Consider the following 18,037-nt stretch of genomic DNA (forward strand, 5'->3'; position numbering starts at 1 on the left):
AGCTCTCGGGAGATCCTAACGGTGGGCCTAGACATCAGGGGCACCTGCGACGAAGCGGGCAGCGCCCGGGGTTGCGGATGCCGCGAGTGCAGGGCAGGCGCGATCAAGAGCGGTGCGAATCGGTCAAGTACTTAAGTCCCTGCCGATCACGGAGAACGGTCCGGGAGGATTGCAGGCGATGGACATGACTTCTTCCCGGCCGGAGGGCCCTCCAGCCGGCTACGGGCCCTTCGCGCATCTCACCGCCCCGAACGTGCTCCTCTACCGCTCGGTGATGCGCGCCTTCCTCGTGGCCAAGGAGCGGTTCGCCGTACACCTGCGGCCCGAGGACGTGTACGCCGCGCTGCCCGCCGCCGTACGGCCCGGCGAGTTGGAGGGTGTCGTCGGCGCACTGGACAAGCTGGTCGACTGGGGGAACCTGCGGGCCGACCCGGACACCGGGCGGGTCACGGCCGTCGAGGACTTCTACCGCAAGCGGTACATCTACCAGCTCACCCAGGAGGGCGAGGCGGCCGAGGAGGCCCTGTCCGCCTACGACGAGGCGCTCGGGCGGCGGGGTGCGCTCCAGGCCGTCGCACTGCACGACATCGTCACCCAGCTCCGCGCCCTCCTTGTGCTGGCGGCCGAGGAAGCGCCGGATCCGGCCAAGACGCATCTCGCGCTGGACGGGCTCGCCAGTCGGTTCGGGGCGCTGGCCGACAACGCCCGGGCCTTCATGGGGTCCCTGCAGCGGACCATCGACCTCCACGACGTGGGGGAGGAGGTCTTCCTCGCCTACAAGGACCAGCTCATCCAGTACCTGGAGCGGTTCATCCAGGACCTCATCACCCTCGGCGGCCGCATCGCCCGGCTGATCCTGGAGCTGGAGGAGGGTGGCAGCATCGAGGCGCTGCTGTGGGCCGCTGCCGCCCGTGAGGCCGCCGATGCCACCCCGCAGGAGGCCGCATACGCCGAGCAGGCCGCGTACGAGCGGTGGGCCGGCCGGTGGGCCGGGCTGGCGGCCTGGTTCCTCAGCCGGGACGGCCGGGAATCGCAAGCCCGGCTGCTGCGCGGCCGTGCGCTCGGGGCCGTACCCCAGCTGCTGGCCGTCGTACGGTCGCTGAACGAGCGCCGAGCCGGGCGTTCCGATCGCTCCGCCGACTTCCGTACGCTCGCCCGCTGGTTCGCCGAGGCCCCCGACGACGACGCCCGGCACCGGCTTTGGCGCACCGCCTTCGGGCTGTACCCGGCCCGGCACCTCACGGTCGACGCCGAGACGCTGGCCGCCCGCGCCGCCCGGCCCGATCCCGCGTCCACCCCATGGGCCGACGCCGAGCCGCTGCGCATCAGCCCGCAGCTGCGCCGTACCGGCAGCTACGAGCGGCGCGGCAAGCCCCGCAAGGTGGAGGACCGGCAAGAAGCGCGCCGCAGGCTCGCCGAGGTGGCCGTCAAGCAGGCCGCGGAGATCGCGGCCGCGCGGGCCCGGCTCGTCACCGACGGCATCACCCGCCTGTCCGGGCTCGGCGAGCTCGACCCCGTCAGCTTCCGGCTCTTCCTCCAGCTCCTCGGGGACGCCCTGGCCACCTGGCGGCCCGGTATGACGCACACGGTGGCCACCAGCAACGACGGGTCCATGGAGATCCGACTCACCGCCTTGGCCGATGGATCCGCGGCCGAGGTCCGCACGCCGGGCGGCGTCTTCCGCGGCCCTGACCACACCATCGAGATCATCGATCTGGCGGAAGGAGACGACGGACTGTGAGTACTCCGCTCGCCGAAGTGCTGGACGGGCAGCATGCCGCGGAACTGCGCAAGGCCGCCCGCGCTCTGCTGAAGCAGCCCCTGCTGCTCGCCGTCGGCGCGTACGCCGACGAGTTCCGTCTCGTCCGGCGGCACGCCTCCGACCTGCGCGAGTGGTTCGACCGCAACACCGGCTGGTCCCTCCAGGTCGACGCCGAGACCGCCCGGCTGGGCAAGATCCCGGCCCACCTCGCCGATGCCACCCACCCCGCCCGCGAGGCCACGCGCAGCGCCGCCCCCTTCACCCGCCGCCGGTACGTCCTGCTCTGCCTCGCCCTCGCCGCCCTCGAACGCGGCGAGGCGCAGATCGCGCTCGGCCGCCTCGCCGACCAGGTCGTCCTCGACGCCGCTGATCCGCAGCTGGCCGCGACGGGCGTCCAGTTCACCCTGGACCGCCGCGACGAGCGCCTCGACCTCGCCGCCGTCGTACGCCTCCTGCTCAGCCTCGGAGTACTGCGGCGCGTCGCCGGCGACGAAGAGGCGTACGTCAGCGGCGCCGGAGACGTCCTGTACGACGTCGAACGGCGGGTGCTCGCCGGGCTGCTCGCGACCCGCCGCGGCCCGTCCACCATCCGGGCCGCCACCCTGGACGAGCGGCTCGTCGGGCTCATCGCCGAAACGGCCCTCGACAGTGACGAACTCCGGTTCCGGGCGATGCGCCGCTCGCTGACCCGCCGACTGCTGGACGACCCCGTGCTCTACTACGACGAACTGACCGACGCTGAGCTGGGCTACCTCACGCGGCAGCGCGGTTTCCTCACCGCACGCATCACCGAACTGACGGGCCTGGTGGCCGAGGTCAGGGCCGAAGGCATCGCCATGGTCGACCCCGACGACGACCTCACCGACCTCCGCATGCCGGAATCCGGCACCCACGGTCACGTCACCCTGCTGCTCGCCGAGTACCTCACGAGTGCCGAAGGTCCGGTCGTCTTCACGGCAGACCTTGAACGCCGTGTTGCCGCACTGGCCGCCGAACACGGAGGCTTCTGGGCGAAGTCGGCCCGTGAGCCGGGAGCCGAGGGGGAGCTCGTGGAGCAGGCCGTCAGTCGGCTCGCCGCCCTCGGCCTGGTCTCCCGTACTCCTGACGGGGTGGTGCCACGCCCGGCGCTTGCCCGGTACGCGGTCGGCGAGACCGTCGTACTCGAACCCCGCACAGTCGGCACCGCTCAGGTGCCCGCGCAGAGAAAGGCTCATCAGCGTTGACCCCCCGTGCCGTACTCCCGGTCCCCGCGCGCGCCCGCTGGCAGCCCCTGCGGATCGGTCTCGTCGATCTTTTCCACTACGACGTGGAGGAATTCCACTTCCGCGACGGGCGGCTGCTGCTCCGGGGGAACAACGGCACAGGCAAATCCAAGGTGCTCGCCCTGACCCTGCCCTTCCTCCTGGACGGGGACCTCAGCGCGCGCCGGGTGGAGCCCGACGGAGACGCCGGAAAGAGGATGGAGTGGAATCTGCTGCTCGGCGGAGAGCACCCCCACTCCGAACGGCTCGGCTACACCTGGGTGGAGTTCGGCCGCCGCGACGAGGTGAGCGGCGAGGAGCAGTTCCGTACGCTTCTCTGCGGGCTCAAGGCCGTCAGCGGGCGCGGCATCGCCCGGCACTGGTGGGCGGTGACCGCCCAGCGGATCGACCACGCACCGGCCGGGGCGGTGTCGGAGGGGTCGCTCAGCCTCCTCGACGCCACCGGCACGGTGTTGTCCCGGGACCGGCTCATCGAGGCGGTCGCGGGACACGGAATGGTCTACGACCAGGCCAAGACCTATCGCCGGGCCGTCGACGAGGCGCTCTTCGGGCTCGGGGAGCAGCGTTACGGCGCCCTCGTGGACCTGCTCATCCAGCTGCGCCAGCCCCAACTGTCCAAACGCCCCAACGAAGCCGCCCTCTCCCGCGCGCTCACCGAAGCGCTTCCGCCCATGGACCAGGCCGTCATCGCGGACGTGGCCGAGGCATTCCGCTCCCTGGACGAGGAGAAGGAGGAGCTACGGGCCGCCGGCGCGGCCGAGCGCGCGGCCTCCGCGTTCCTCGACCACTACCGGCGCTATGCCCGCATCGCCTCCCGCCGGCGCGCACGCCTCCCGCGCAGCGAGCACTCGAAGTACGAGCACCTGCTGCGCGACCTCGCCGAGGCACAGGCCGAGAAGGCCGCGGCCGAGGAGGAGCGGGCGGCGGCCGACGAGCGGATCGCCGCGCTCACCGAGACACAGGCCCGACTGGAGGCCGTCGACGCGGCCCTGCGTGAGGGCCCGGAGATGCGCAGCGCTCATGAACTGGAGCGGGCCGCCAAGGCGTTGGAACGGTGCGGGCAGGACAGCGCACGCGCACGCGCCGACCGGGAGGAGGCCGCGCTGCTGCACACACGGGCGCTCGGGCGCCTCGCGGCGGCGGAGAACCGGTTCCAGGCCGCCGGGCACCGAGTCGAGGACACGCTTCGCCTCGCGCGGGAAACCGCCGAGGCGGCCCGGCTGGACCTGCCCGGGGACGAGGGGCTGACGGCGGCCGAACTGCGCGCCGCTGTGACCGAGGCGACCGACCGCCGACACCGCACCCTCGCGCACGTCGAGGAGCTCGCGGACCGCGCCGAGGCGGCGGCGGCCGAGCGCCGGGCCGCCGCACTGCGGCTCGACGAGACGGAAACCGACCTGGCGCACGCTGCCGAGGAACAGGGCGCGGCCGACGAGACGGTGACGGCCGCGGGCCGGGCTCTGGTGGACGCCGTGCGCGAGCACGCGGGCCGGTGCGAGGAGCTCGCGTACGCCGACCCGGTCGGACTGTTGGACGAGCTCCAGGAGTGGACCCGGCACCAGGACGGGCCCTACCCGGCACGCCGGCACGGATCGGACGCGCACAGCGCCACGGCAGCGGTACTCGCCGACCAGGCGGCGCAATCAGCGCAGCGCGGGGCGGCCCTGGCGGCCCGTGCCCGAGACGCGGAACAGGAACTCGCCGAGCTGGAGGCCGGCGGCCGCCGTGGACCGCAGGCCCCGTACACCCGGAACCCCGGTCTGCGCGATCAGGCGCCCGGCGCCCCACTGTGGCGGCTGGTCGACTTCCGGGACGAGGTCGCGGACCGGGAGCGCGCCGGCCTGGAGGCGGCCCTGGAGGCGGCCGGGCTGCTGGACGCGTGGGTGCGCCCCGACGGCGCGGCCCTGGCGGCGGACGGTCACGACGTACTCCTCGACGCGCGGACGGGTCCGGTCGACGGGCCGTCGCTCGCCGACGTGCTGCGCCCGGCCGTCGACCACGGCGATGCCCAGGCGGCCCACGTGGGTGAGGAGACCGTGGGCCGACTCCTCTCGGCGATCGGCCTGGGCGCGGTCGCCGGGGACGCGGAGGCGGGTGCCGGGCCAGGGGGCACCGAGCCGACAGCGGGCACATGGGCGGCTCCGGACGGCCGCTACCGCGTAGGCGTCCTCATCGGTCGGTGGGCCAAACCTGCGGCCGAGTACATCGGCGCGGGCGCCCGGGAAGCCGCGCGGCGCAGCCGTATCACCACCTTGCGCGCCGAACTCTCCCTTCTCCAGGGAGAGGAGGCAGCCGAGGCCGTGCACGCGCAGGCTCTGGAGACCCGGCGCCGTACGCTCGACGCCGAACTGGCCGCGGTGCCCGACGACGGGCCGCTGACCCGGGCGCACGCCCGCGCGGCGGCTGCCGCCGACACCGCGCGCCGGGCCAGGTCCCGTCGTGAGGGACGGGCCGCCGACGCGCTGGCCGCAGCCGAGCGGTCGGAGCTGGCGAGCGCCGAGCTCCAGGAGGCCGCCGCCGATCTGGGGCTGCCACCGGACCGGCCGGCGCTGGCCGTCGTACGGCAGGCCCTTGTCGAACTCGCGGCCGTCCTGGCCGCACTCTGGCCCGCCCTGCGCGAACGAACCGAAGCGGCACGGCTGGCACAGGAGGAGCGTGAGGAAACCGGCCGGGCAGGGGAGCGCACCGCCGAACTCGCCCTGCGCGCGGAGGAGGCCGCCCGCGAGGCGGCAGCCGCGGACGAGCGGCTCACCACGCTGCGCTCGACCGTGGGCGCGGCCGTGGCCGAGCTGGAACGGCGGCTGGCGGAGACCACGGAGGCCCTGCGCTGCTGTGCTGCCGATCAGCGGTTGTCCCAGGACCGCCGCACGGAGGCGGACCGGCGGGCCAACCGGGCCGAAGGCCGGATCGAACAGCTGGAGAAAGCCGTCACCGAGGCTGCCTCCGCGCGCTCCGAGGCCATCGCCGCGCTCCAGCGCTTCACCGCCACCGGGCTGATCACGGTCGCGCTTCCCGAACTCGCCGTACCGGCCGCCGCCGACGGCCCGTGGGCGGCCACCCCGGCCATCGCCCTCGCCCGTTCCCTCGAAGCGGAGTTGTCGACGACGGACGACTCGGACGGTGCTTGGGAGCGCGTACAGCGGCGTCTGAGCGAAGAGCTCAAAACCCTTCAGGACGCGCTTTCCCGGCACGGCCATACCGCCTCGGCCCGGATGGTCGAGGACGGGATGATCGTCGACATCGTCTACCAGGGCCGCGAACGCGCCGTACCCGAACTCGCCGAGGCGCTGGCGGTCGAGGTCGGCGAACTCACCCGCATCCTCTCCGCGAATGAACGCGAAATCCTTGAAACCCACCTCATCACCGAGGTCGCGGGCACTCTTCAGGAGCTGATCGCGACCGCCGAACGGCACGTGCTCGCCATGAACGCCGAGCTGGAGGACCGTCCGACCTCCACCGGCATGACCCTGCGCCTGGTGTGGCGGGCCTCCCGCAAGGCACCTGCCGGCCTTGCCCAGGCCCGTGGCCGACTGCTCCAGACCGCCGACGCCTGGACTCCCGAGGACCGGGACGCGGTCGGGGAGTTCCTGCAGACTCAGATCGCCCGCCAGCAGACCGAGGACGCGGCCGGCAGCTGGCTGGAACACCTCACGGCGGCGCTCGACTACCGTTCCTGGCACGAGTTCGCCGTCGAGCGGCAGCAGCACGGTCGCTGGGTGCCTGCAACCGGTCCCGCGTCCGGAGGCGAACGCGTCCTGGCGGTCTCCGTGCCCTTGTTCGCCGCGGCCTCCTCGCACTACGCGAGCGCGGCCAGCCCGTACGCACCACGACTCGTCACCCTGGACGAGGCGTTCGCGGGCGTCGACGACGACTCGCGCGCCAAGTGCCTCGGCCTCCTGCACGCCTTCGACCTGGATGTGGTCATGACCAGTGAACGGGAATGGGCCTGCTATCCGCAGGTACCGGGCATCGCCATCGCCCAGCTGTCCCGGGTCGACGAGGTGGCCGCCGTTCTGGTCACCCGCTGGGAATGGGACGGCACGGCTCGTACCCGTCACGAGGACCCGGTGCGCACGCCGGACCCGGAGCCCCTGTGGACGTGAACAGGACTCCGGTTGACGAAGCCCGCCTGCGCCGCCTCCTCGGCGGGCCCGATCTGGCCTGGCTGCTGGAGCGCGTACGCCGTCGGCTGGAGCGCGGACAGTCCCTCACCGGACCCGTCTCCCTGGCCGCGCCGACCCCGGCCCAACGGGCCGCGGCCGAGCGGCTGCTGGGCCGGGCCCCGGGTGATGGCAAGGCGCTGACGGTCCGGCTCGACGCCGTGGACGCCGTGCTGGTCAGATCAGGCGTCAGCCCCGAGGGCCTGACGGTGGCCGTGACGACGCTCACCGGGCCCGTCGTCCCTCTCGAAGAGGTCCGCCGGAGTGAGGACCAGGCCTGGGCGGAGGCCTACGCTCCGCTCACCGGGCTCGCCGGAGAGGTTCCGTCCCTCGAGGAATGGGTCGGCCGGGTACGCGAAGACGGCCTTGTGCGGCGTGTCGCCCGTACGCCTGAGGCCGCCCGACCGCTGCTCGATCAGGTGGCTCGCGTCCTGCGGGAACTGCCGGCCGAGCCGCCGCGATCCCTCTCCGTGTTCGCCGCGGACATCCTGGGCAGCGCCCACGCACTGGACGACGGCACACCCCCGGCGACGCTCTGCCTCTCCGGCATCCGTGCCCTCACCGGACATCCGGACGGGGCGGGCGCAGCCTGGCGACGGGCCGCCTGGGCCTCCGCCGGCCTTCTCCGTGACGACGTCTCCTCCACAGTCCTCACCCTCAACCTCCGAGGGACCCCCGCTCTGGACTGGATGGCCGACATGGGGGAGCCGTGCGTACTCACCCTTCGCCAGCTCGCGCACCATCCGCCCCGGACCACACCGCCGGTGGTCCACATCTGTGAGAATCCCGCCGTTCTGTCGGCCGCGGCCGACACCTACGGCCCGGACGCCCTTCCGCTGGTCTGCCTCCAGGGCCAGCCGTCGGCTGCCGCCCTGGCCCTCCTGGCGCACCTCCACGAGCTCCGTGCCGAATTCCGCTACCACGGCGACTTCGACTGGGGCGGCCTGCGCATCGCCACGACGCTGCACCAGCACGTGCCGTGGCAGCCATGGCGCTACACAGCCGAGGAATACCGTGCGGCGGTAGCCGCTGCCGGTTCTACTCCCCTGCCTCTGACCGGGATGTCGGCTCTGTCGCCATGGGATCCGGATCTGACGACTGCCCTCGCTGAGCACGGTGTGCGTATAGAGGAGGAGGCTGTGCTGGACTCGTTGCTGGCAGACCTCGGGTAGGCCGTGCGGCTGGTGAGACATGCGACGTGCCGAGACCGGGACCGACGCCAGTACCAGTGACGCTCGTTTGACGCACGGACCCTCACGAGGGGCTGTGAATGGCGATCCAATGTGACCTTTGACCTGCTGCTTTGCTGGCCGGCCCCGATTCGTGCGTGCTCTCGATGACGCACCACGTGGAGTGCGTGGCGATTCTTGAGCCGGTGAAGAAGGGCGCCTGAGTCGCGGTCCGTAAGGCGGTCGGCTCGTTCGGACTAGGGTGCTGGGTGTTTGGCGTGTTCGAGGGAGGGGTGGGGGCGATGTGGCCGCGGGTCGACGGCATGCGGGCCATGGAGCTGGGGGCTCCGGGTTCCATGCGGGACGAGTTGAACGCTCTCGTCCTGGTGGGGGCCAAGCGGGCCACGACCGGGCTTCTCGGTGAGTACGCCGAGGAGGACGAGGGGCTGGAGACGGTCGGGGAGCGGCTGGCGCTGCTGGACAACGAGGGGGCGGCCGTCGCCGTTCTGGAGATCACCAGCGTCGAGGTGAAGGCCTTCGACGAGGTGACGTGGGAGCACGCCGCGGCCGAGGGTGAGGGCGATGCCGATCTCGACGCGTGGCGCGATGTCCACCGGCGCTTCTGGAGCGGTGAGGGCACCCCGGTCGAGGGCGACACGCCTGTCGTCTGTCTGGCCTTCGAAGTGAAGGGCAGCGCTTCCGCCGCTTCGTCGCCGGAGTGATCGTCGAGTCCCAGAGCCGCCCGGACGGCTGTCGTGGGTCGGGTCGGTCAGCCCTGGGCGGCCTCGTCCGGCAGGCCTCTGGCCCAGGCCGCCCTGCGTGTTCCCGCCGGGTACGGCAGGGACGCGGCCAGGGACTCGGCCCGGGTCAGTTCCCGGGTGCCCTCCGTCGGGCGGGCCAGCCGGGTCAGGGTCGTGCCCAGGGCTATGCGTGCCTCCACCTCGGCGAGGCGCTCCCCGGTGCGTTCGGCTCGTGCCACCTCCGCGCGGGCGAGCCGTTGCGCGTTCTCGGTCCGTCCCGACAGGAGTTCCGCCCAGGCCGCCAGGACCGGGGCGTCGGCCGTGTGGCCGTCCAGGGCCCGCAGTGCGTCGTCCGCGCGGCCGGCGCGCAGTGCCAGTTCGGCGCGCGCCGTGCGCACCTCGTGTTCCGCCTGCCGGTCGCCCAGTGCCGTGGCGGCCCGTTCCGCGCGGTCCGCGAAGGCCGCGGCCTGCGCCGGGTCTCCCAGGAAGTCCCGTACGCGTGCCATCGTCGCCAGGGCGTGCGGGAGGCACCAGGCGTCGTACGCCTCCGCGCCCGACACGGCCTGTTCGGCCAGGGCTCGGGCCGGCTCCGGTTCTTCGAGCAGGAGCCGGAGTTCGGAGAGGTTCGCCCGTTCGAACGCGGCGGCGACGGGATCGCCGGACTGTTCGGCCAGCGCGAGGGCACGGGTCCCGATGCGGACGGCCTCGTGCAGCCGGCCCGCCCTCCGCGCGTTCTCGCGCAGTGTCGACAGGACCGAGCCGAGCAGCGTCGGGTCCCCGTACGCCTCGGCCGGCGCCAGCGCCTGGTCGCCCGCCGCGCGCGCCTGGTCGAGGCGGCCGGCGAGTCCGAGGCTGGCGGCCTGCAGGGCGAAGGCGCGGGCCGTCAGCCCCTGCCCCCGGGTCCCCGGCACGTTGCGCGCGGCCGCGAGGGCCTGCCGGGCCGCCTCGGCTCCCGCCGCGTACCGGCCCTGGACACAGCGGACGACGGCCAGGGCGAGGAAGTGGCCCGCGGCCGGTTCGGGCGAGGTGTCCACGGTCACCGGGTGCGCCCGCAGCATGCGGCGGCCGGATCCGGGGGCGCGCGTCTTGGCCAGGGCTTCGGCGAGCAGCGCCGCCGCGAGCACCGCGTCGTCGTGGTCGCCGCGCCGCTCGAACTCGGCCAGGGCGAGCCGCAGCGCCTCGGCGGCCTCCTCGAAGTGGCCCATTCTGCGCAGGACGTGGCTGTGCGCGAGGCGGGCGCGGGCGGCGTCGACGTCGAGGCGGGCGACGAGATCGCGGTAGTAGCGGTCGGCGGTGTCGTTGGCGTACAGCGCGGCGGCGCGTTCGGCGGCGCGGCGCAGGTACCCGGCCGCGCGTGCGTCGTCCGCACGGGCGAAGTGCGAGGCGAGCGCGTCCACGGCGTCCGGACGACGGCGCAGGACCGCCTGTGCGAAAGCGGCGTGCAGCCCCCTGCGGCGGACCGAGGACAGCTGCTCGTAGCAGGTGAGGCGGACCAGCGGGTGCCGGAAGGCCACCCCCGCCTCGGGCCGCCCGGCGACCACGACCCGGCGTTCGTCGACGAGCGAGGCGGCGATGGCCCGCTCCAGGGCGTCGGCCGCCGCGGCGCCGGACACCGGCGGGTGCAGCCCGTGTTCGGCCACGTCGAGGAGTTCGGTCAGCGCCGCCTCCCCGCCGGCGACGGAGAGCGCCTCGACGACGCGGCGCGTGTCCGTGTCGAGCCGCAGGAGCCGGTCCGCCACCAGCTCCCGCACCCCCTCGGGGGCAACGTTGTCAGAATCGCCGTCGGTCAGGCCGCAGGCGAGTTCGAGGGCGAACAACGGGTTGCCGAGCGAGAGTTCCCACACCCGGTGCGCCCGGTCGTCGCTCGCCATGTCCACGGCCGCGTCGCGCACCACCGCCAGACAGGCCTCCCTGTCGAGCCGGCCCAACTCCTCGCGCACGGCGAGACGCTGGCGCGCCAGCGACGCCATGACCGAGCGGCGCGGGTCGCCCTCGGGAAGCTCCTCGTCCCGGTACGTCACCAGGAACCGCAGTGAAGTGCCCCGCTCCGCGGCCCGCCGGGCCAGATGGCCGAGCAGCTGGAACGAGCCGGTGTCCGCGGCGTGCAGATCGTCCAGGACCACCAGCACCGGGCGCGCCGCGGCCAGATCGCCGAGCAGTGCCGCGCTCGCCCGGAACAGCCGGTCCCGCTCCTCCTCCGGACTGCGCTCGCCCTCGGCCCGTACGCGTCCCAGCGACGGCAGGAACGCGGCCAGTTCGGGATGGTCGGTGCCCACCCGGGCGCGCTCGGTGGCGTCCCATTCGGCCAGCCAGCCGTCCAGCGCCTCGGCGAACGCCCCGTACGGAGTGTGTCCCTCCGCATCGTGTCCGCCGCCCCACAGCACGGCGGTCCCGGACCGCGCGGCCCGCCGCGCCGCCTCGCGGGCCAGGCTGGTCTTGCCGACGCCCGCCTCGCCGGTGAGCAGGGTCACCGGCGGCCCGCCGGCCGCGAGCAGCCGGGGTGCGCAGCGACACGGGAAGCGACGGCGCGGACAGGGCGGGCGCGGGGGTGTCGGTGAGTGCCATCCGGTGCAGCCGCTCGGTCTCGGGCCCCGGCCGCACCCCCAGCTCGGTGTCGAGCGCCTCCCGGCACAGGTGGTACTGGCGCACCGCGAGTCGTCGCAGCCCCCGGCGCAGAAAGGACTCCATCAGGATCCGGTGGGCGGCCTCCTCGGCCGGGTTGGCCGCGAGGACCTGCTCGACCGCGGCGGCCGCCTCCTGGTGCGCGTCGGCCGCGAGCCGGGCCTTCGCGAGCGCGAGCAGCACGAGTTCCCTGAGCCCGGTGAGCCGGTCCCGGCGACTCGTGGCCCACTGCGCGTACCGGTCCTCCGGCAGCAACTCGCCGGTGAACCGCCGTGCCGCGTCGGCGAGCCCGGGGGCGTCCCCGGCGGCCAGCGCGGCCAGCGCGGTCGCCTCCGCGTGGTCGGCGTCGATCCACACGGTCCGCGGATCGAGCAGCAGCATCGAGCCGTCGGACACCAGGTAGGAGGAGGCGGCGCGCGGAGCCAGCTCCGGTTCGAGGGCGTGGCGCGCGGCGTGCAGGGCGACCCGCAGACTGCGCAGCGCGGCCTGCGGGTCGGCGTCGGGCCAGCAGACGTCCACGGCCTGATCCCGGTGGAGGCGGTGGCCGGGGGTGACGGCGAGCAGTTTGACCAGGGCGCGGGCGCCGGGCCGTGGCCAGCGTTCGGCGAGGGCGGGGCCATGGTCGCGCGTGGCGCGAAATCCACCGAAAAGGTGCAGACGGAGCAGTGGAGCGGTGGATTCCGTCCGGTTCGGCTGTCGCTCGCTCATGTGGGCGCCACTTTAACCGAGCATGCCGAGGACCCCCCGGGCGGTGCGCCCGGGGGGTCCGTCACTCGACCGGTACGGGTTCAGGAGAGCTTGTACGTGGTGACCTGGTGGATGCCGTTGTCGGTGACGAAGTACCCGCCGCCGAACTCGCCCGCGGCCCGGTCCCGGCCGTGGTCGTCACTGTTGAGGGTGAGCATCTCGTCGACGCCGTCCCCGTCGAGGTCGCCCGCGAAGTAGTTGCGGGCGCCCATGAGGGAGCCGATGCTGCCCACGGACGGAGCCCAGGAATCCTCGGAGTCGAGGATGCTCGGGTCCCAGAGGTACAGGCCGCTCTCGGCGCCGGCTCCCAGCAGACGACGCCCGCCGGGACCGGTCACGAAGCCACCGCCGTACGACTGGGGTGTGACGAGCTGCGTCGTGTCGTCCCCGTTCGCCCGGTACCGCCGGAACGAGGCCGTACCGCCCTGGTACAGCACCCCGTCCTCGGCGAAGTAGCTGTTGTGCGTCCACAGGCCGCCCGCGAGTCCGGAGTGCAGCACCTCACCGGTGCGGCCGTCGCGGATCTCGAAGAAGTTCTGCGGACTGAGCGCGGCGGTGTCCCACTTGATGGGCGCGCTGACGGCCCACAGGTAGATCACCGCGTGCCCGTCGGCGTAGGGGATCTCCTTCGAGGCGAAGACGCCTTCGTTCGGGATGGCGGTGCGGATGCCGCCGACCGCCGTGTCGGGTGCCTTCGGTGCTACGGACCAGCGGACCTTGCCGTTGCCGGCGTTCAGCGCGACCGCGTTCGTCACCCGGGCGTCGAGGTCGAACGCGTCCAGGCTCGCGTACGAGGCGTACACCCGGCCGTCGTTCACCGACGGGTCGGCGAAGCGCACGTCGCCGGCCTCGGCGGGAGCGCGGTACGTCCACAGGGCGTGGCCGTCCCCGTGGTAGGCGCGCAGCGCGTCCGTCGGGACGAGGAGGTCCAGCTCCCCGTCGCCGTTCAGGTCGGCCAGCGTCGTCGAGCGGACGAGCCGGCCCTCGGGGGCCTCGATGGTGGTGAGCGTCCGGCCGGTCCGTCCGTCGAGGACGACCGTCGCGGTGTCGGCGGCGACCACGATCTCGGTCCTGCCGTCACCGTTCACATCACCGGTCCGGATGTCGTGGACCGCGCCGGGGACGGTGGCCTGCCACAGCTTCCGCGGCTTGCCCCCGTCGACCAGCGAGGGGCCCGAGTAGGCCCACACGCCGTTCGACGAACCACCCATGATCAGGTCGGACGCGCCGTCCTTGTTCAGGTCGGCGCCCCTGGCGTAGGCGATGTCGGCCTGCAGCGGCGTGACCTTCTCCGCCTTGCCGCTGCCCAGCTTGAAGGTGCGGACGTTCTGCGACTGGTCGACGACGCGCACATGCGTGCCCCGGGCGTCGGTGAAGACGTCCTGGTACATCGGCGCTGCGGCCACGCCCTTCGACTGCCACGTGACGACGCCCTTGCCGGAGTACACGGTCAGCGAGGCGTAGCGCAGGCCGCCGCGGTTCTCGGCGTCGTCCATGGCGCGGTCGTCCTGGGCGGAGGTGATCAGGGAGCCGTCGGCCACCCGCAGACCCCAGACGCTGGGCGCGTCCTTGCCGTTGCCGGCGTTCCGCTTGATCGTGTTCGACCACAGGACCTTGCGCGCGTCGGTGCCGTCGACGGCGCGGACGGTACTGGCGCTGATCCACAGGTTCTCGTCGAGGGAGGACTCCGCGACGGCGTACTCGTCGCCCGCCTTCGCGCCGAGGTCGCCGACGGCCAGGGCGGTCGGCACCACGTTCTCCCGGCTGTCCAGCGTCGAGCGCAGACCGCCCTTCAGGTCGTACGCGGCGACCTCGTAGCGCACCGCGTCGGTGGTGTCCGCCTGCTCGATCGCGACGAGCCGCCCGCGGCCGGCGTCCACCCGCAGCTGACGGGCGTACAGCATGCTGTCGGTCTGCCAGGTCACCGAACCGTCCGTCGTGTCGAGCACGAGGACGCGGCCCCGGCCCGCGACACCGGTGGCCTTGGCCAGGTTCCAGGACACGGCGACCTTGCCCCTGCCCAGGTCCTGGATGTCGCCCCAGTTGGCGCGCCGGGCCTCGCCGGTGTCGTACGTCCAGGTTCCCGCCGGGGCCAGGGTGCCGTCGGCGGCGGCGGAGAAGCGGATGCCGGTCAGGGCCATGGTCGCGGTGGCCGGGACGCGCGGGTCGCCGCTCATCCGGGGCGCGTCGGCGACCAGCAGGGTCCCGTCGACGATCTTCACCAGGGAGGCGCGGTTGTACAGCCTCGACCACAGAGTCCGGCCGGTCCTCCCGTCGAGGACGGTGACGAACGTGCCGGTGTTCAGCGTCGAGCCCGGCACGGTGAACGGGCGCGGGTAGGGGTTCGTACCGACCTGCGCGGAGAACACCAGGTCCGGGCTGCCGTCACCGGTCAGATCACCGGTGGAGTAGCCGGAGTCGGAGTTGGCCGAGAACGGCGAGACCGCGTTGTAGCCCATCAGGATCTGCGCCGGGTACGGCTCCACCCGCCAGACCTGGGTCGGCTTGACCTGCCAGTCGGTGAAGAAGGAGCTGCCGGTCCGCGCCCACGTCTCGCTGCCGTCGGCGGCGTGGCGCTGCACGTACCCCATGCTGTTGACGGTGAAGTACTCGCCCTTGGTGCCGATCGGCACCGTGGCGCCCATGCCGCGCACGCCTTCCAGCGTGGACCTCGCGGTCATGGCGACCTTGGTGGTGGGGTCGACGGCGTCCGTGGAGGCGCCGTTCAGCTGCGCGCCGCTGCCTTCGCCGGTGCCGCCGTCGGACCCCGTCTCCGGGGCGACCGTGTGGTCGGCGGTGGCGCCCTCGTACGGGTCGAGTGCGGCGTGGACGGCCAGCGTCTCGGCCTCCGCGCTGCTCAGCCGCATCGTCGTGCCGCTGTCGTCGGCGGCCCGGGCGAGCGGGGCGGCGCTCAGGCACAGACCCGCCGCGACCAGGGCGGAGGCGAGTCGGATGCCCCGCCGCGAGAGGTGCGTTCTCATCACTTGGCTCCCTGCGAGAAGCGGACGGCGGTGCCCGCGGTGAGGACGGGCTGGTTGTACGCGTACTGGAGGGCGTCGGCACCGGACTGGTCGGCGATCCCGACGGTGGCGCCCGCGCCCTTGCCCGCGACCGACTTGTACTGGAGGGTCACCGCGCCGGTGGCCTCGTCGAAGACGATCTCGAAGGTGGAGCGGCCCGAGGTGCCGTCGGCGTAGGCGGCGTCGTTCCAGACGACCGCGAACCTGCGGTTCCCGGCGGTGCCGGTGGTGGCCGTCTGCACGGACGACTTCCTGTCCAGCGTCAGGTCGTCCCAGAGCGGGGCGACGATGCCCTTGACGCCGTTCGCGCCGGTCGTCGGCAGGGCGGTGTTGCTGTAGTCGCCGACGCGCGGGGACAGGAAGTTGAGCAGTCCGTCGGTGGTGACCGAGGCGGAGGTGTACGAGACGCCGTAGTGCTTCACCGGGAACGGCAGGGTGACCTTGGCCGAGTCCTCGTCGCCGGTGAGCGCGACCTTCTTGGAACCGGCGATCCAGGAGTACGCCGCCGGGGCGCAGCTGTTGCCGGCCCTGTCGGTGCGGTGGGGGACCCGTACGTCCTGGGTCAGGTCGGTGGTGCCGACGGTCGCGGTGCCGTTGTGGACGCCGTTGCAGAGGACCGGGGCGGCGGGCCTCACGATCAGGCCGTAGGAGCCTTCGGCGACCTTGGCGAACGCGTACCCGCCCTTGGCGTCGGTGGTGACGGTGGCGAGCGGCGAGCCGCTCAGCTCGACCGTCGCTCCGGGCAGCGCCTTGCCGGTGACGTCGAGGACGGTACCGGTGAGCTTGTGCGAGGGGGCCGGGGTCAGCGCGATGTCCTGGGTGACCGGGACGCCCGTGGTGAGCCGGACGCCGGTGACGGTCCGGGGTGCGTAGCCGTAGCCGCTGAGCGCGAAGTCGTACGTGCCGGGGGGCAGCGACAGGCGGTAGGTGCCGTCGGAGCCGGTGGTGACCGAACGCGCGCCGGTGTCGGTGCTCGTCGCCTTGACGCCGACGCCGGACACGGCGCCGCCGCTGTCCCTGTCGGTGACCTTGCCGGTGACCGTCACCGCGGTGTGCGGGGCCTTGTCGACGGAGGCGAGGATGTCGAGTTTGCCCTCGCCCCAGACGTTGTTCATGCCGGAAGTGCCGCCGCAGTGGGTGTCGTCGACGTCGCGGGCACCCTGGTTCAGCAGTGCGCGGGTCTCGTCGATCTTCCCGATGAGCGAGGGAGCCGCCGACCAGAGCAGCGCGACCGCGCCCGCCACGTGCGGCGTCGCCATCGACGTACCGTTGATGGTGTTGTACGACGAACCCGGCCAGGTGGAGCGGATGTTGACGCCCGGAGCCGAGATGTTCGGCTTCATCGAGCCGTCGACGAGGGACGGACCGAAGCCGGAGAAGTTCGCTATCTTCCCGGAGACGTCGTACGCGCCGACTCCGTAGGCCGGGGCCTGCGCGCCGGGAGCGCGGGTGGTGGAGCAGGTCCTGCCGTCACCGTCGTTGCCGGCGGCGAAGGCCTCGAAGATGCCCGCCGCGTTCCAGGCCTCGACGATGTCCTGGTAGAACGTGGTGTTGCCGCCGCCCCAGGAGTTGTTGACGATGTTCGGCGCGAGGTCCGGGCGCGGGTTCCGGCCGTTGCGGTCGGTCGGCGCGAGGATCCACTGGCCGGCGGCGAGGAGCGACTCGTCCGAGCAGGAGGACGACTCGCAGCCCTTCGCGGCGATCCACTTGGCGTTCGGCGCGACACCGATGCCGTTCCCACCGACCATCGTGCCCATGGTGTGGGTGCCGTGGCCGTTGTTGTCGCAGGGGACGCCGCCGGTGCCGCACTGGCCGGTCGGGTCGTACCAGTTGTAGTCGTGCGTGAAGCCGCCGTTGCCGCTGTTGTCGCGGTACTGGGCGACCAGGTCCGGGTGGTCGTACTGCACGCCGGAGTCGACGTTGGCGATGACGATGCCCTCGCCGCGGTCGTCGTACCCGTTCCAGACGTCGTCGGCGTTGATGTCGGCGACGCCCCACTCGGGGGTGGCCGCGGCGTCGGCCGTGGCCACGCGTGACGTGGTGATCCTGCTGTCGGCGGCCTCGACGTCGTCGAGCGCGTAGTGCCGCTCCTTGACGATCGAGGCGACGTCCGCGCGCTTCGCGAGCCGCTCCACGAGGTCCCGGCCACCGTGCACCTTGACGGCGTTGGCGATCCAGTACTCCTCGTGCCCGACCTTCTCCTCGTCGAGGAAGGCCGTCAGCGAACGCCGGCTGGACTCGGCGTGTGCGCGCAGCTCCTTGTACGCGGCCTTCGCCTTCGCCGCGTGCGTCTTCTGCTTCCTCACGCCGGACAGGTCGGCCCGGTCCTTGAGGACGACGAAGAACGACGCCTCGCCGCCTTCGTCCACGGCGTTCAGCAGGGCGGAGTCCACGGTGGCGGTCGGCGCGACTCCGGCCGCCGCGGCGGGCGGGCCGGTCAGCACGGCGGCGGCGACCAGGGCGGCCGCCGCCCAGGCGGCGGATCTGCGCAGGGGCGATCGTGGCAGGTGCATCGGGATGCTCCTCGGAGAAGATTCGGGGAGCCCGGACGCTAG

Annotated in this window: 8 protein-coding genes and 1 pseudogene; 5 read left to right on the forward strand and 4 right to left on the reverse strand. The window is 73.1% G+C overall.

Going from position 1 to position 18,037, the window contains the following annotated elements; genetic code table 11:
• The first annotated feature begins 178 nt into the window (after positions 1-178).
• The 5 genes from IE311_RS17245 to IE311_RS17265 all read left to right on the forward strand — a co-directional run bounded on the left by IE311_RS17245 (position 179) and on the right by IE311_RS17265 (position 9,075).
• The gene (locus IE311_RS17245) at positions 179-1,741 is read left to right on the forward strand and encodes a TIGR02677 family protein (RefSeq protein ID WP_373313882.1); all 1,563 of its coding nucleotides are present in this window, start codon (positions 179-181) and stop codon (positions 1,739-1,741) included.
• Positions 1,738-2,985 (forward strand): TIGR02678 family protein, encoded by a 1,248-nt coding sequence (locus IE311_RS17250; protein WP_189832570.1) that lies wholly within the window; start codon positions 1,738-1,740, stop codon positions 2,983-2,985. The genes IE311_RS17245 and IE311_RS17250 overlap by 4 nt, the downstream gene beginning before the upstream one ends.
• Entirely contained in the window at positions 2,982-7,127 is a 4,146-nt protein-coding gene (locus IE311_RS17255) for a TIGR02680 family protein (RefSeq protein WP_189832571.1), read from the forward strand. The genes IE311_RS17250 and IE311_RS17255 overlap by 4 nt, the downstream gene beginning before the upstream one ends.
• Positions 7,124-8,356 carry a TIGR02679 family protein gene (locus IE311_RS17260; protein WP_229901967.1) on the forward strand — a complete coding sequence of 411 codons (1,233 nt, stop codon included), beginning with the start codon at positions 7,124-7,126 and terminating at the stop codon, positions 8,354-8,356. Before IE311_RS17255 ends, IE311_RS17260 begins: the two co-directional genes overlap by 4 nt.
• A gap of 275 nt (positions 8,357-8,631) precedes the next feature.
• A complete protein-coding gene (locus IE311_RS17265) occupies positions 8,632-9,075 on the forward strand; it encodes an ASCH domain-containing protein (protein WP_229901968.1) in 444 nt (147 codons plus the stop codon).
• 47 nt (positions 9,076-9,122) lie between these two features.
• On the opposite strand, the gene IE311_RS17270 is transcribed toward IE311_RS17265, so the two are convergent.
• From IE311_RS17270 to IE311_RS17280, 4 genes and pseudogenes are all read right to left on the reverse strand, one after another.
• On the reverse strand, positions 9,123-11,564 hold the full coding sequence (locus IE311_RS17270; RefSeq protein ID WP_229901969.1) for an ATP-binding protein: 2,442 nt from the start codon (positions 11,562-11,564) through the stop codon (positions 9,123-9,125).
• A gap of 154 nt (positions 11,565-11,718) precedes the next feature.
• Positions 11,719-12,423: pseudogene (locus tag IE311_RS37215) on the reverse strand (AfsR/SARP family transcriptional regulator); the annotation flags it as partial.
• An 80-nt stretch (positions 12,424-12,503) separates the two neighbouring features.
• Positions 12,504-15,443: an FG-GAP repeat domain-containing protein gene (locus IE311_RS17275; RefSeq protein ID WP_189832573.1), complete on the reverse strand. Its 2,940-nt coding sequence runs from the start codon at positions 15,441-15,443 to the stop codon at positions 12,504-12,506.
• On the reverse strand, positions 15,443-17,995 hold the full coding sequence (locus tag IE311_RS17280; RefSeq protein WP_189832574.1) for a S8 family serine peptidase: 2,553 nt from the start codon (positions 17,993-17,995) through the stop codon (positions 15,443-15,445). The genes IE311_RS17275 and IE311_RS17280 overlap by 1 nt, the downstream gene beginning before the upstream one ends.
• Between the last annotated feature and the right edge of the window lie 42 nt (positions 17,996-18,037).

Origin of the sequence: Streptomyces zaomyceticus, from assembly GCF_014656215.1 — a bacterium.
Taxonomy (GTDB): Bacteria; Actinomycetota; Actinomycetes; order Streptomycetales; family Streptomycetaceae; genus Streptomyces; species Streptomyces zaomyceticus.